We start from the raw sequence: 15,445 nt of genomic DNA on the forward strand, positions 1-15,445 counted from the left end.
TTCTGATCGCATTTGCGCATCCGTCGCACCAATCACGCAAGCCCCTTCCCTCTGTCGATCACATCTGACAGCATCGTCCGCTATCCGGTACTCATGGTCCGGACGGGGGAGGATTTCCACACGTGCTCGGCTTCGTCGTGCGCCGACTGCGCGGGCGTTGGCCGCTCGCGGTCGCCGTGCTGCTCACCGTACTGATCACCGCGACCACACTGACCGCGCTGACGGCCTTCACCCGTGGCGTGGGCGAGGAAGGGCTCCGCCGGGCCCTGACCGGGACGGCGCAGTCCCGGACCACCGTCCTGATCACCAGCGGCCATCCCGCCGACGCCCGCGCCAAGGACGACGAGTCCGTACGGGCCTTCGCGGACCAGGTGTTCGGGCGGCTTCCGGTGGCGTCCGAGAGCGTCGCGCGCAGCCGCTCGTACGGACTGCCCGGCGTCGCCGCCTCCGGCCGCGACGCCGATTTGACCCTGCTCGCCGCCCTCGGCAGGGACCGCGTACAGCTGCTCGCGGGCCAGTGGCCCGCGCCCGTCGCAGCGCCCCCGGCCACCGGCGCCCCGGCGGCGCCGACCCAGGTGGCCGTGCCGCGCGCGGCGCTCGCCCGCCTCGGCCTGGCCGAGTCCGCGCTGCCCGCACCGGTCCGCCTGGACGACCGGTTCGGCGGGGCACCGCTGACCGTGCTCGTCACCGGCGTCTACCGGGCCGCCGACCCGGACGCCGCGTACTGGCGGCTCGACCCCCTCGGCGGCCGCGAGGTCCAGGCCGACACCTTCGCCATCTACGGCCCGCTCCTGGTGGACGACAGCGCCTTCACCACCGGCAGCCTCCTGCAGAACCACCGCCTCACCCTGCTCACCCCGGATCTGCGCACGGTCCGCGCCGCCGAGGCCGAGGCCGTCCGGACCGCGGCCGGCCCCGCGAGCGCCGCCCTCGAACGGGCCGGATCGCTGCGCACCGCCACCGAACTGCCCAAACTGCTCGCCGAGCTGAGCGCCGGCACGGTCGTCGCCCGCTCCACCCTGCTGATGGGCGCGCTCCAGCTCGCCGTCCTGTCGACCGCCGCACTGCTCCTCGTCGCCCACATCCTGACCGTCCGCCAGGAACCGGAACGGGTCCTGCTCACCGCGCGCGGCGCCTCCCGCCGCCGCCTCGGCGCGCTCACCGCCGCCGAGTCCCTGCTGCTCGCCCTGCCCGCGGCCGTCCTGGCACCCCTGCTCACCCCACCCCTGCTGCGCCTGTTCGGCCGGTTCGGACCGCTCGGGCGGGTCCACCTGGAGATCCCGGACACCTGGCTGGTCTGGCCGGTCGCGGGCGGCTGTGCCCTGGCCTGCGTCCTGCTGACGACCCTGCCCTCCGTCCTGCGCGGGGCCTCGGCCGCCGTACTGCGCCGCGTGGGCAGCCGCCAGGCGCTGGTCACCGGCGCCGCACGCTCCGGCGTCGACCTGGCCGTCGTGGTCCTCGCCGTCCTCGGCTACCAGCAGCTCTCGCAGTACGGCGGTACGGACGCCCCCGCGGCCGACGGCTCCGCCGGCGGGCTCGGCGTCGACCCGGTCCTGGTCGCCGCTCCCGCCCTGGCCCTGTGCGGGGGCACGCTGCTGGTCCTGCGGCTGCTGCCGTTCGCGGCACGGGCCGGGGGACGGCTGGCGGCGCGCGGCCGGAGCCTGGGCCCCGCCCTGTTCGGCTGGCAGCTCGCCCGGCGGCCCGGCCGGGCCACCGGGCCCGTGCTCCTGCTCGTACTCGCCGTCGCCAGCGGGATCCTGGCGCTCGGCCAGCACGCCGGCTGGTCCGCGTCCCAGCGCGACCAGGCCGACTTCGCGACCGCGGGCGGCCTGCGGATCTCCGGCAGCAGCATGTCCCCGATGGGGCAGGGCGGACGCTACGGGGCCCTGCCCGGCGGCGACCGCCTGATCCCGGTGGTCCGCAGGGAGCAGAAGCTGCCGGACGGGAATCCCGCCGACGTCGTCGCGCTCGACGCCGCCAAGACGGGCGAACGGGTGCCGCTGCGCGCGGACCTGCGCGGCGGGCACGGCATGCGCGAGCTGTTCACCCCGCTCGCCGCCGGTGACCCGGGCGCCGAGGCCGCTCCCGCGAGCCCCGGCGTCGCCCTTCCCGGCTCCCCGCGCCGGATCGACCTCGACGTGTCGGTGCGGTCCTCCGGTACGAGCTGGGCCGCCGTGAGCCTGCTGCTGCGCGACCGGTTCGGGGCGACGTACGGCACGGCATCGGTCACCCTGCCCGAGAGCGGCGACATCACCCTGCCCTTCCTCCTCGACGCACTGACCGGCGCCCCGGTCGGATCCGCGGCCACCCCGCTGACCCTGGCGGGCATCCGCCTCTCGTACGCCGGGGACGGCGACGACCCGGGCGACGGCAGCGAACTGACCGTGCGCCGGATCGCCGTGTCCGACACCGCCGACGGCGCCGCCACGGGCGTGAGCGCACCCGCCGACGCCACCGGCTGGCGGACCTCGCTCCCGCAGGGGACGAGCGCCCGGAAGACCCCCGAGCCGCTCCCGGTCCCGGCCGGTTCCACGGACCGGCTGCGGCTGCGCTACTGGGGCGGCTTCGGCACGCTGCAGGGCGTCACCACCGTGGTGTTCCCGGCACCCGCCGCGCCGGCACCCGCCGCCGTCCCCGCGGTCGCCACCACCCGCTACCTGCGGTCCCTGGGCGCCTCCGTGGGCGACACCGTCCGCGTCACGCTGGACGGCGCCGACGTTCCGATGCGGATCACCGCCTCCGTGGACTCGCTCCCCGTGGCCGGCCGCTCGGCGCTCGCCGTCGACCTGCACGTGCTCGGCCGGTACCTCCTGGAGACCGTCGGCCAGCAGCCGGGCTCGCCCACCGAATGGTGGCTGCCCGCCGCCTCCGCGGCCGACCCGGTCCCCGCCCGCGCGGCGGACAAGCTGCGCGAAAGCGCCCGGATCGAGCGCGTCCAACTGCGCGAGGAGATCACCGAACAGCTGCTGGACGACCCGCTGAGCGCCGGCCCGCAGAGCGCCCTGGCCGCCCTCGCCGCCGCCTGCGCGGTCCTCGCGGCCATCGGCTTCGCGACGTCCACCGCTGCCGAACGCCGGGTCCGTGGAAGGGAGTTCTCGGTCCTGCTCGCCCTCGGCACCCCGCGCCGCTCGCTGGCCCTCGCATCCGCGGCCGAGGGCGGAGTGCTGATCCTCATCGGCTCCGCGGTCGGAGCCGGGCTGGGCGTCGCCCTCGTCCACCTGATGGCGCCCCTGGTCGTGCTGACACCCGCTGCCGGTCGGCCGTTCCCGCCCGTACAAGTGGACATGCCGTTCTGGCAGACCGCACTCACGGTCGCCGCCATCGCAGCCGTTCCCCTGCTGTCGGCCGCGCTCAGCGGCCCCCGCGGCCGCGACATCGCCGCCCGGCTGCGTCCCGTGGAGGAGATGTGACCACCCCGTCGTCCGCGACCCCGCCCTCGTCCGCCCCGCCCACCGCCCGCCCGGCGTCCACCCTGCCAGCGTCCACCGCCCCGCGGCCCGCGCCCTGGGTCAGGACCCGGCTGCGCGCGGCGCCCCTGAGCACCCTGCTCGGCGCCGCACTGGCCTTCGTCGCCGTTCTGCTGGCCGCCGCGCTGCCGCGGGCCCAGGACCGGGGCGCCGACCAGGCCCTGCGGTCCTTCCTGGAACGCAGCGGAGCCGGCAACACCAGCCTCCAGGTGACCGCGCCCTCCCCGGACAGCGGGCAGAGCGCCCAGGCCCTGGACGCGACGCTGGGGAAACTGCTCGGGCCGACCGGATCCACCTTCCGCGTGGACCCGGAGTCGACGGTCCACGGCGCACGCACCACCAAGCGGCAGCAACTGCTGAACCCGGAACTCTCCCGCCCCTCCGGCATTCCGCCCAGCATGAACCTCCTGCACGTCCGCGAGGCGGAGAGCCACGTGAAGCTGGCGGAGGGGAAGTGGCCGAGCAGCACACCCCCGGCCCCCGCGCAGGCCGCCGGCGGTGAGACGACGCCCCTGCAGGTCGTCCTCTCGCAGAAGGCCGCCGCGACCCTCGGCGCCCGGGTCGGATCCGTCCTGACCACCGAGGCACGGGTGGACGGCACCCCGTCCGTCGAGGTCGTTGGTCTCTACACGGTCCTCGACGAGAGTGCCCCCTTCTGGACGGACAACCTGGGGTGTCTCGCCCGCGCCTGCGAGCACTACTTCAACGAGAGCCTCGCCTGGGACGTCGACGCCCTCGTCGGCGCCGGGGACCTCGGCCGGATGAGCACCTGGAGCCGCACCGCCGAGGACTTCTGGCGGCTGCCGGTGGACATCGGCAGTCTGCGGGCCGACCGGCTCGACGCCGCACGGGCGGACATCGCCTCCTACATCGCCGGACCCACCGCCGCCACCCTCGCCCGGGAGACCGGCCGTCCACGGCTGCACACCACCTCCTGGCTGCCCGAGCGGTTCGAAGAAGCCCGCGCCCGTACCCAGGCCGCGGCGCCGCTCGCCGCGATCGGCCCCGCCGGGGTCGCAGGTGTCGCCTTCGTCGTCCTGTGCCTGGCCGGCGCACTCGCGGCCGACCGCCGCGACGCCGAACTGCGGCTGCTGCTCGCGCGCGGCGGCTCCCGCGCCGCCATCGTCGGCCGGCTCCTCGGCGAGGGCGCCGTCACTGTGCTCCCGGCGGCCGCGGCCGCCACCGCGCTCGCCGTCCTGCTGCTGCCCACCCCCCGGCTCGCGCCCGCACTGCTCTCGGCCGCGGCCGTCGCCCTGCTCGCCCTGCTGGCCTTCCCCGTCCGCGCGGCCGTACTGCTGACGCCGGCCCGCCCCGCCGGGCGGTGGCGCAGGCCCGTGGCCGAACTGCTCGTCCTCATCGCCACCGCCGCCGCCGTGGTCGAGGTCCGCCGCCGCGGGGTCGCCCCGCCCGGAAGCGACCTCGACCCGCTGCTGATCGCGGCCCCGCTGCTGCTCGCCCTGTGCGGGGGCCTGCTGCTGGCCCGGCTCCAGCCGGTGGTCACCGGCCGGCTCGCCCGGGCGGCCGGCCACGGCTCCGGACTGGTCGGCTTCCTGGGACTCGCGCGGGCCGCCCGCGGCCCGGCGGCGAACGGCGCACACGCCCGAGGCCGCGGCGGCCCCTCCGTCCTGCCGATGGTCGCGCTGCTCATCGCCCTCACCACCGGCGGGTTCGGCGCCACCGTCCTGCACTCGGTGGACTCGTCCCGGCTGGGTGTGGCCCGGCTGACCGTCGGGGGCGACGCGGCGATCTCCGCGTACGGGAAGTCCCCGCTCCCGGCGGGCCTCGCGAAGGCCGCGGGTGAACTGCCGGGCGTACGGACGTCCGTGCCGCTGTGGATCGACCACGACTCCTCCGTGCTCGGCACCACCGTGCGATCCAGCCAGGTCACCGTGATCGTCGCCGAGCCGGCCGCGTACGCGGAGCTGTCCCGGGTCCTCGGCTGCGGGGCCTTCGAGCCCGCCCTGCTGGCCACCGGCGGTGCCCCGTCCGCCGACGCCCCGGTGCCCGCGCTGTTCAGCAAGGGCATGGCCGGGCAGGTCGTGCAGGGCGGCACGTACGCGGTGCAGCCCGGTGACGGCGGGGAGGTGAAGGTACGGGTCGCGGGCCTGGTCGACTGCACCCCGGCCCATCCGGCGCGGGACGCCGCCACCGTGGTCCTGCCGACCGGTGCCGCCACGGCCGTCATGGGCGGCGCCGACCACCCGAACCGGTGGCTCGGCCTCGGCGACGTCGACGGTGACCGGCTGCGCGAGCTCGTGCGCTCCAGGCTCCCGGCGCCGTCCGGGGCTCCCGCCCCCGCGCCGGCACCGATCCCGGGTTCCGGTTCCGCGCAGGGTCCGGCCCCGCTCGACGACGTGTACCCCGTACACACCAGCGCCGAGGCCGTCACCGCTCTGGGCGCCGACCCGCTGCAGCGCTCGGCGCAGCGCCTGTTCTGGGCCTCCATGGCCGGAGCAGCCGGTTTCGCGCTGCTGGCCGTACTGCTGACGCTGATGCGGACCGTTCCCGAACGCGCGGCCCTGCTGGCCCGGCTGCGCACGATGGGACTGCGCCGCAGGCAGGGCGTGGCCCTGATCCTCGCCGAGACCCTGCCGCAGACCCTGGCCGCGACGCTGGGCGGGGCCCTGGTGGCGGCCGCCGCCGTGGCCCTGCTGGGACCGGCGATGGACCTGTCCACGCTGGTCGGCGCGCACGTGCCGCACGGGGTGCGGCTGGCGGCAGGGCCCGTACTGACCCAGGCCCTCGGCCTGGCCGCCCTGGTCGCCGCCGCCGTGTTCGCCGAAGCGGCGACGTCCGGCCGGCGGCAGATCACCACCGAGTTGAGAGCGGGAGACCAGCGTTGAACACCGACCAGCCGACGTACGAGGAACTGCGCCGCCGGGCGACGGCTGCCACGCTGCCGCGCACCCCGGCGGCGGACGCCGCGATCGCCTGCGACCGCCTGGTCCGGATCTTCAGCCAGGACGGCATCGAGGTACAGGCCCTCCAGGGGCTGGAGCTGACGGTCGAACAGGGCGACCTCATGGCCCTCGTCGGCGCCTCCGGCAGTGGCAAGTCCACCCTCTTGAACATCCTGGCCGGCCTGGACGTCCCCACGGCCGGCAGCGCCGCGGTCGCGGGCTACGACCTGCTGGAACTCTCGGCGCGGGACCGGCTGCGCTACCGGCGCGAGGCGGTCGGCTTCGTCTTCCAGCAGACGGCCCGCAACCTGCTGCCGTTCCTGACGGCCGCTCAGAACGTCGCCCTGCCGATGCAGCTGAAGGGCGAGCGCCCCCGTCGCGGCGCGGGCGCCCGCCGCGCGGCCAGGGTCGGGGACATCCTGGAGGCCCTCGGGATAGGCGACCTCGCGCACCGCCGCCCGGCGGAGCTGTCCGGAGGCCAGCAGCAGCGGGTCGCGATCGCCGTGGCGATGGCGAACGACCCCAAGGTGCTGCTCGCCGACGAACCCACGGGCGAACTGGACTCCGAGACGGCCGCGGCGGTCTTCGAGACCTTCCGGACCGTGAACAAGGAACTCGGCGTGACGGTGGTCATCGTGACGCACGACCCCATGGTGGCGGGCGAGGTCCGCCGCACCGTGGCGATCCGCGACGGCCGCACCAGCAGCGAGGTCCTGCGCCGCCTGGTCACCGACGAACACGGCGAGGAGTCCGTCAGCGAACGGGAGTACGTCGTCCTCGACCGCTCCGGACGCGTCCAGCTCCCCCCGAAGTTCCTGGAGGCCCTGGGCATGGAGCACCGCGTCGCGGTCGACCTGGCCCCTGACCACATCGCACTGCGCCCGGACGGCGCCCACTGAGAGCCACGCCGCCCGCGGGACGGGACGCCACCGGCCCGCCGATGCCGGCGGCCGACCGGTTTCCCGCCGCGCGGGGAGCGGCGCACCCCCGGCTCCACGGCAGCCCGGCCGTCCAGCCGGGAGGAGGAGCCTTCGGACCCGGCAGTCGGCACGGCACCGGACAGCGCCGGTGAGAGCTGCGTCACGGCCGGCACCGTCCCGTGCCGGCCCGTCGGCGGTGTGGAATGCGCCACTTGTGGGGGTCGGTGGTGAAGCGGGCGGCGCGCCCGGTGGACGTACCGATCCCGCGCAACTCGCGGGTGGCCAGCACAAACGCCGGTTCCGGGCCGTTTCCAGGGTCAATCGCACGCGAGTGAACAAATAGGGCAAAACGTCCTCTTCCTACCACAACTCCCTTTGCGGTCATATGGGATTTGATGGTGTGTCAGCCCGAACGTGCGGGACATAATCGGCCGCGGTCGTCTCCGGAAGCAGTGGAGCCATCGGGACACCGATCGACCTCCCAGGCGGATCGCCGCACCGGACCGACCCTCAAGGCGCTGTACATGTCCCTGGCCCGCCGCACCCGACTCGCGGCCCTGCTCGCCGCGCTCTCCGTCGGCACCGCCGGCGTCACGGCCTGGGCCTACGGACACGACACCGAGCACCCCCGGACGGCCCCCGCGGCGCTGGTCAGCCCGAGCGTGACCGAGGGGTCCACCCTCCAGGTCGTCGCGCACCCCGACGACGACCTCTTCTTCATGAACCCCGACCTGAGCCGGTCCATATCGACCGGCATCAAGGTCACCACCGTCTACCTGACCTCCGGCGAGTCCGACGGCAGGAACGAGGCGCACAGCCCCCACCTGCAGGACACGGCGGGCCCCTCCGACCGTGCCGCCTACGCGGAGGCCCGGCAGAACGGCATACGCGCCGCCTACGCCCAGATGGCCACCGGGGACCGGGCCGGCGCCTGGCGGCGCACGTCCGTACCCACGGCCGGCGGCGGCAGCGCCGAGGTGGACGTCCTCGTCGACCGGCCCCAGGTCAATCTCGTGTGGATGGAGCTGCGCGAGGCCCGCAGCATCTCCGGGGACAACCCGGAGAGCCTCCGCGGCCTGTGGGACGGCAGGACCCCCGCCCTCGGCGCGCAGCTGACCTCCGGGACCCCGGTCGAGGACTGGTTCTCCTACACCAAGGACCAGGCCGTGGCCGCCATAGCGGGCGTGTTCGAGGCCTACCGGCCGACGACGATACGGACGCAGGACCCGACCCCCGGCCGGGCGGAGAACGGCGGAGCCTTCCTCGACCACCAGGACCACGTCTACGGCGCCCGCTTCGTGCAGGCCGCCGCCGAGCGCTACGCGAAGACCTCCGACCGGCCGCACTTCTCGGTCCAGAACTACGTGAGCTACCCGAACAGCTCCCTGCCCCCGACGCTCGACCCGCAGACCGCCGAGGAGAAGCTCGGCTACCTCAAGACCTACGCCTGGACCGACCACCAGGACTGGTGCGGCAGCCCCGCCGGATGCGGCGACCGCAAGACCGCGACCCGGCCCACCGGCGCCGGCTGGAGCCAGACCATCCGCTACAGCCGCGGTGACGGCACCTCCTGGATGACCGAGGGCGTCTCCGGACGGCTGTGGGCCTTCGCCGCACTGGACGGCCGCATGGCGTACTGGTCGCGCAGCGGCCCGCAGGCCCTGTGGCAGGGCCCCGCGTTCCTGCCCGGCGACGGCATCGACTCCGGGGCGGCCGCCGTCCGCCTCTGGGACGGCCGGATCGGCGTCTTCGCCACCCGCACCACCCTGGGCGCCACACCCGAGGAGTACGGCCGGGAGATCGTCTACGCCGTCCAGGGCACGGTCGACGGCGGGTTCGGCCCGTGGCGGTCGCTGGGCACCCCGGACACCGTGGACCGGTCGGGCACCTCGGCCATCAGCGGGCCGTCCGTGGCCGTGGACGCCGAGGGCCGGATGACGGTGTACGTCCGCGATTCCCGCCGGACACTGCGCGCCCGCGCGCAGCAGACCCCGGGCGGCGACTTCGGCGCGTGGCAGGCCCTGGGCGGCGCCGGCCTCCAGGGCGACCCGGTCACCGCGATCGACGCGTCGGGGCGGCGCCACGTGTACGCGGCGACCGCCGGGTCGGTACTGGCCTGGGTCCAGCCGGCACCGGACGCCCCGTTCGGCGGCCCCGTGGCCACCGGGCTGCCCCAGACGACGGGCGCGCTCTCGGTCCGGCCGGAGGGCGACGGCGTCCGCCTGTTCTTCCGCAGGCCCGGCATCGGCACCGTCGCCACGAGCCTGGCCCGCGCGGGCGGGCCGGCGCCGGAGTTCTCCCCCGTCGCCGAGGCCGGCGGCCTCGGCGGCTACGGCGCCGTGGGCATAGCGGGAGACCTGCTCGCCGGCCGGGCGGGCGCGGGCACGGTCGGCGTGGCGGCCGCCGAAGGACCGCAGCCCTGGCAGGAGTCCCAGATGCTGTACACGGGCGCGCCGGCCGGTGTCGCCGAAGGAGCCGGCACGGCCGTCGCCGCGGCGCTCGGCCTGGACGCCGATCTGCACGTCATCACGACCGTCCCGGCCGGCGGCGCCACGCCCCCCGGAGGCCGGACACCCGCCCCGTGGCACCGGGCCGTCCAGCCCTGGACGCTCGCGCAGGCCGGCCGCCCCGGCACGTCCGTCGCCGGAGGACAGCCCCCGAGGTGACCTGCGCCGCGGCGCCCACCGCGGCACCGGCACCCCCGGACCGCCGGGTGGCAGGGCGGAGGGGAGCGGGCGAGGATGGCAGCCGGACCACCTCGCGCAGCCAGGGCGGCCGCAATCGGACCAACGGGCGATCGGGGCTTCCATGACCCCTCCTCTCCACTCGTGCCGACGCACGTGCGCGGGCCCCGCGGCGATGCGCGCCCTCGCCGCCCTCGCCGCGTGCACGGCACTGGTGGCCGGATGCGGCAACGGCACCGGGCCCGACCCGGGGTATCCGGAGCTCGGGGCGACGCTGCGCTCGCTCTCCCGCGGACTCGACGAGGCCTGTGAGCCGACACAGACCCCGGAAGGCTGTGCGCGGGACCTCGACACCCTCACGGCTCCGACGGAGCGGGCCTTCGCCCAGGCCCTGGAGCACCGGCTGCTCGACGCCGGCAGCGTGGCGGCGATGAACGAACTGGACAGGGCCAGGGCACTGCGCGTCGCCGCCGCCGAGGAGGCCCGGTCCCGGCAGGATCCGCAGCACGTCCCCCTCGCACGCGCGGTGGCGGCCGAGAAGCTCGCGTACCAGCGCCTGCTCGCCGAGCTGGAGCGCCTGCGCACCGCTCCGCCGCCCGGTGACCGGACGGACCCGGTCCGAGGCGCTGCGACCCTGATGAAGGGCTGAAGGGCTACCGGCTCCGCGGTGGTGCGGGGAGCGCTTCGCCGTCGAGTACCACCAGGGTGAGCACGACGATCGAGCCCGTCCACGCCAGGGGCGCGACCGACGAGGGCCTGCCGGCCCGGTCCACCTTCTCGGGCAGCTCCCCGAGCGGGTTCCGCTTGGCCAGGATCCAGTCCAGGACCCGCCCGGCCTTCGCCTGCTGCCCCGTACCCGCCCATGCGAGGGCGAAGAACGACGTGCTGGGGGTCCAGGCGTTGGCACCCCAGGGCGCGGTCGGATCGTTCCCGGGGGTGAGCCCGCCGTTGGGCAGCAGCAGCGCCTTGTACGTGGTGTCCAGCGCCCGCGGCAGATCGGCCGGGGCGGTGTTGAAGGGCGGTGCCATGAAGGCCACCGCGCTGTCCCGGCCGTGCTGTCCGTCGACGGTGCGCTGATAGCCGAGGGGGGCGAACTTCCGGGAGATCCCGGTGGAGAGCCGCCCGGCGGCGCCGGACCAGCGGGCCGCGTCCTGCGGCCGGTCCAGCTCGCCGGCGAGGAACGTGGCGGCGTTGAGTCCGGCGAGCAGGGGTGCGGCCGTACCGAGGTTGGTGGTGGTCGTCATCACCTCCCAGTAGTCCGGGGAGGCCGGGGGCAGCCCGTCCGCCCCGAGGGAGGCCGCGGCGCGGTCGGCCGCCTTGCGGATCATCGGGTAGAGGGCGGTCAGCCGGGCGAGGCGGGTGGGGGGAGGGGCCGTCAGGTACCACTGCCAGGTCGCCCACGGCACCCAGCCGTTGGCGTCGAGCTGCCACCGCCTGCTGTCCGGCGGGCCGGATCCGTCGAGTTCCGTCCGCGCGTCCCAGGTGCCGTCCCGGCGCTGGGTCGCGGCGCTGTAGCGCAGGATCCGGTAGGCCTCGGCGTCGTGGCCGGTGTGCGCGAACGCGGCGGAGGCGAAGCTGGAGTCGCGCGGCCAGGAGTACATCCAGCCGGGGGACCAGCCCGCCGCCATGGCCCCGTTCGGCCGCAGCAGGGCGCGCATGGCCAGCAGGGCCCGCTCCGCCGCCGCGCGCTGGGCCGCGGACCTGCCCGGCACCCGGCCGGCGGCCAGCCAGTCGCGGCTCTCGGCGATCTGCAGGCGGGCCGTCGGGTTCTCCGGGGGCACCACGACCGACTCCGCCCGGCCGGTGGGGAGGTACCTCCACCGGCCGGACAGCAGCCGCAGTACGTGGCTCCGCTCGACGTACTGCGCGCCCCCGGCGGAGGCGGAGGTGACGCCCTCGGCGGCGGTGGTGTTGGACAGGAGCCCGATGGTGGGCGCGACGAGCATCGACAGCGGTGCGTACCGGCCCTCCGCGTCGCCGTGGCTCTGGTGTCCGAGGGGCCGGACGAAGAACAGCGGCCGCTCCTCCCCGGAGGGACGGGCGGCCGGGCTCCCGGCGACACACACGGGGAGGGCGACGCTCGCGATGCCCGCCGTGACGGCCGCCCAGCGGACGAGCAGGGCAGCGGCAGGAGACATCGCCACTCCTTCTGTCGGGCTTCCGTGCGCGGGCTTGCGTGCGCGGGCTTGCGTGCGCGCACCCCCGGAGCTCCCATCGTGGGCCGCGGGTCCGGGGCCCGCCACGGCACACCCGCCGGCCGGGTGACGGAAGGGAGGGGCCCGAGGAGACCCCATGTCCCGCACACGACCGACGGAGCGGCAGGCGCAGCAGCGGGCGGAGCAACGGACGGAGCAACGGACGGAGCAACGGACGCGGCAGCGGATCGGCGGCCGGGTCCGGGGCGAAGTCCCCCGTGGCGCACGGGAGGAGGGCCGCCGGCCCGGCCCCGGCACCGCCCCGCTCGGATGCCGCTGGGCGGTGGACCGTGCACATTGGTGTGACCGGAACCGGGCGGGTGCACCGCACGTCGCACGCCGCGACGCGCACACCGCTCCGGCCGCGCTTCGCTGCGAAGGACTGGTGGATGAGCACTGCTTCGACGGAGAGGAACCGCCGGTTCGTCCGCAGGCTCCTGCCGGTCGCGGGCGGCTCCCTCGTGGCGGCGGCCGGAGCCCTGGTCGCCGTCGGCTGCTTCCTCGGCCTCTACGTACGGCCCACCTCGGACGACTGGTGCGCCGCCTGGAAGTCCCGCGATCTGGGCGTCCTCGGGATCACGCACGACTTCTACGCCACCCAGAACGGCCGGATCACCAACGCCTTCCTGAGCGGCCTCGTCTACGGCGACGGGTTCGCCGGGACGAAGGTCCTGCCGACGGTCATCGTCGTCGCCTTCACCGTCGGCCTGGTCCTCCTCGGCATCGTGTTCCTGCGGTGTCTCGGTGCGAGGCCCCCGGTGCTGCTCCTGGTCGCCGCCGCCCTGGCCGTCCAGGCCGTGATCTACTACGGCGGCACCCGCAGCTACCAGGTCCTGCTGTGGGCACCGGCCACGATCTCCCACACCGTTCCGAGCGTCATCGGAGTGTGGGCGCTGCTGCTGGGCATCTGGACCGTCCGCCGGCCCCGGGACGCGCTGCGCACGGCGGGCTTCGCCGCGGCGTTCCTCATCGGGTTCGCGATCGGCACCCTGAGCGAGTCGTTCTCCCTCGTCAGCGGGCTCCTCGCGGCCTGCGTGGGGCTGCTGGCCGTGCCCCGCCTCAAGCTGGCGCGGACCTGGCGCCCGTTCACCTGGTGCCTGCTCTGGTGCTCCGGGGTCGTCTGCGGGCTGGTCGTGCTGACCACGTCCCCCGGCGCCCGGTGGCGTCGCGCCCAGCAGCCGCCCAAGGAGTCCGTGCTCTCCGCGGCCGAACTGCGTGGCACCTACGAGGACTGGCTGCACATGTGGGACACCGTCACCGGTCAGTGGGCCTACCTGGGAGCCGCCGCCGTCGGTGTCCTGCTGGGCCTGGGCGCCGGGCTCGCGGCGCCGGTGCCCGCGCCCGGACAACGGGAGTCGGGCCCGGCCGTCCCGCGGAAGGCGCTGGTCGCCCTGCTGTTGCTGCCGGTGCTCGTGGTGGTGCTGGGATCGTTCGCGGTGGTGGTGGGGCTGCGCAGCGGCTACGGGCCGACCGGATGGACGTACGCACGCACCTGGACGAACTACCTCGTGCCGATGGAACTGGCACTGTGCGCCTACGGCGTCCTGCTGGGGCTCTGGGCCCGCCGGTTCACGGCGGGCCGGGGGGCCGCCTCCTGGGCCCTGCCGGCCGGCATCGTGGTCACGGCCGGGCTGGCGCTGGCCTCGCTGGCGGTGCTCGTCCCGGGCGTCAAGCAGCTCACCACCGCGACGGTCACCCGCTCGGTGGCCTGGGACGCCCAGAACTCCCGCATCCGGACCGGGGCCGCGGCGGGTGCGGCCGACCTCGGATACCGGCCGATGCACATCGGGAACCTGGCCGAGCCCTTCTTCACCTCCGACTACCGGCGTGACTGGGTCGCGGCCTGCGTGTCCGCCTGGTACGGCATCGAGCGGATCCACCGCCTCTGACCACGGGCGCCGGGTTCAACGGCGCGGCAGCGCGCGGGCCAGGAAGTGACCGGCGGCGTCCTCGTACTCCTCCAGGTGCCAGCCCGTGGCCTCCAGGGCGCGGCGGAGGTTGCCTTCGGCGAGGAGGTCGCCGGGGTCGAGGGGGCGGCCGTGCCGGGCCGCGCGCTCCGCGCGGCCCGAGGGATGGAAGAGCAGCAGGACGCCGTCGGCGGCGGTGACGCGGGCCCATTCGCGCAGGGCCGCGGCCGGCTCCGGGAGGTGGTCGAGCAGCCCCGCCGAGAAGATGCCGTCCACCGACGCGGCGGCCAGCGGCAGCCGGGTGCAGTCGGCGGCGAGGAGGGACCCGTGGCGGGTGCGGCCGTGCCGGGCGGCGGCGGTCAGCATGGCCGGGGTGAGGTCGACGCCGACCACCTGGCCGCCGGTCCCGACCTGGGCCCGGAGCGCGGGCATGGCCCGTCCGGTGCCGCAGCCGAGGTCCACGGCCCGCGCGCCGGGCGCCAGCCGGAGCCGGGCGACCGCGGCGTCGTAGGCGGGGGTCTGGTAGGCGAACCGCTCCTCCCAGGCGTCGGCCCGCCGGGTGAAAAAGGCCCGGGTGGCCGTGTGCGTGGCGCGGTCGGCCACGAGTCGGGCGAACCGGCCGAGGAGCTGCTCACCCCAGGGGTCCAGGGGGAGGTCGTGCGGCAGGAAGCGGACTCCCCAGGCGCTGGGACCGATCCGGAACGCCTGATCCGGGTACCCGTCGCAGGAGGCCAGGACCACGGCGCCGGCGGGCAGTTCCAGGGGGTCGCAGGCCGGCCGGAGGCCAGGGGAGGGCGGGGTGGCCCCGGCGAAGAGCGGGTCGGAGCCCGCGGCCCGGGTGAGTTCGACCGGCGGGCGGTCGGGGGCGGTGCCGGGCCGGACTCCGGGGGCGGCGTCCGGCTCCCGTACCAGCAGTCGCGTACCCGGTTCCAGGGCCAGGACCGGCACCTCCGCGGCGAGGGCCTCCTGGAGCAGGGCCGGCGCGGCGGCGCCCAGGACGATCAGGCCCTCCACACCGGTGAGGCCGTCGGACGGGCCCGCATCGTCGGCGGGCGGGAGGGTCCGGGAGGCCAGACCCGCCGCGGCGAGCACCCTGCGTACGGCGGTGGGCGCCTGCCCGGCCGCGGGCTGCACGACGACTACCGCCATACCTCAGTCCTTACATTCGAGCTGATCTTGCTGTTTCGCACTGTATCTGCGCAAGCATGCCCGTATTCATGCCGCATATGCCAGATGTACTCCGCTCCGTGAGACGGCCGGCCGGCGCGAGGCGATCGGCGACGCGGTGACGGAAGGGCGAACACGGCGGCCGGGGTGCGGCGTTCGGAACGCAAAGAGGCCCCCACGTGCCGAACACCGCGATCGGCATGCA

General features: G+C 75.7%; 8 protein-coding genes. 6 read left to right on the top strand and 2 right to left on the bottom strand.

Going from position 1 to position 15,445, the window contains the following annotated elements; genetic code table 11:
- Window positions 1–122: 122 nt before the first annotated feature.
- The 5 genes from DEJ51_RS32060 (at window position 123) to DEJ51_RS32080 (ending at window position 10,620) form a co-directional block, all read left to right on the top strand.
- Entirely contained in the window at window positions 123–3,410 is a 3,288-nt protein-coding gene (locus DEJ51_RS32060) for an ABC transporter permease (protein WP_150261117.1), read from the top strand.
- Window positions 3,407–6,310: a hypothetical protein gene (locus tag DEJ51_RS32065; RefSeq protein WP_150261118.1), complete on the top strand. Its 2,904-nt coding sequence runs from the start codon at window positions 3,407–3,409 to the stop codon at window positions 6,308–6,310. The genes DEJ51_RS32060 and DEJ51_RS32065 overlap by 4 nt, the downstream gene beginning before the upstream one ends.
- Complete coding sequence (locus tag DEJ51_RS32070; protein ID WP_150261119.1) at window positions 6,307–7,266, top strand: ABC transporter ATP-binding protein; 960 nt, start codon at window positions 6,307–6,309, stop codon at window positions 7,264–7,266. The genes DEJ51_RS32065 and DEJ51_RS32070 overlap by 4 nt, the downstream gene beginning before the upstream one ends.
- Window positions 7,267–7,811: 545 nt before the next feature.
- The gene (locus tag DEJ51_RS32075; protein ID WP_150261120.1) at window positions 7,812–9,953 is read left to right on the top strand and encodes a PIG-L family deacetylase; all 2,142 of its coding nucleotides are present in this window, start codon (window positions 7,812–7,814) and stop codon (window positions 9,951–9,953) included.
- Between the two features lie 142 nt (window positions 9,954–10,095).
- Window positions 10,096–10,620, top strand: a complete 525-nt coding sequence (locus tag DEJ51_RS32080; protein ID WP_150261121.1) for a hypothetical protein — start codon at window positions 10,096–10,098, stop codon at window positions 10,618–10,620.
- Window positions 10,621–10,624: 4 nt separating this feature from the next.
- Here the strand turns inward: DEJ51_RS32080 and DEJ51_RS32085 are convergent, their stop codons facing one another.
- On the bottom strand, window positions 10,625–12,109 hold the full coding sequence (locus tag DEJ51_RS32085; protein WP_150261122.1) for a glycoside hydrolase family 15: 1,485 nt from the start codon (window positions 12,107–12,109) through the stop codon (window positions 10,625–10,627).
- 446 nt (window positions 12,110–12,555) lie between these two features.
- Between DEJ51_RS32085 and DEJ51_RS32090 the strand changes: the two genes are divergently transcribed.
- Window positions 12,556–14,055, top strand: a complete 1,500-nt coding sequence (locus tag DEJ51_RS32090) for a DUF6056 family protein (protein ID WP_150261123.1) — start codon at window positions 12,556–12,558, stop codon at window positions 14,053–14,055.
- A 15-nt stretch (window positions 14,056–14,070) separates the two neighbouring features.
- Here the strand turns inward: DEJ51_RS32090 and DEJ51_RS35670 are convergent, their stop codons facing one another.
- Entirely contained in the window at window positions 14,071–15,222 is a 1,152-nt protein-coding gene (locus DEJ51_RS35670) for a methyltransferase domain-containing protein (protein ID WP_150261124.1), read from the bottom strand.
- Between the last annotated feature and the right edge of the window lie 223 nt (window positions 15,223–15,445).

Origin of the sequence: Streptomyces venezuelae (assembly GCF_008642275.1) — a bacterium.
In the GTDB taxonomy this organism is placed as follows: domain Bacteria; phylum Actinomycetota; class Actinomycetes; order Streptomycetales; family Streptomycetaceae; genus Streptomyces; species Streptomyces venezuelae_E.

What these genes read in the sequence shown, in the direction of transcription:
- DEJ51_RS32080 (WP_150261121.1), top strand. Translation starts at nt 10,096, where the DNA reads ATGACCCCTCCTCTCCACTCGTGCCGACGCACGTGCGCGGGCCCCGCG.
- DEJ51_RS35670 (WP_150261124.1), bottom strand. Translation starts at nt 15,222, where the DNA reads ATGGCGGTAGTCGTCGTGCAGCCCGCGGCCGGGCAGGCGCCCACCGCC.
- DEJ51_RS32085 (WP_150261122.1), bottom strand. Translation starts at nt 12,109, where the DNA reads ATGTCTCCTGCCGCTGCCCTGCTCGTCCGCTGGGCGGCCGTCACGGCG.
- DEJ51_RS32090 (WP_150261123.1), top strand. Translation starts at nt 12,556, where the DNA reads ATGAGCACTGCTTCGACGGAGAGGAACCGCCGGTTCGTCCGCAGGCTC.
- DEJ51_RS32075 (WP_150261120.1), top strand. Translation starts at nt 7,812, where the DNA reads ATGTCCCTGGCCCGCCGCACCCGACTCGCGGCCCTGCTCGCCGCGCTC.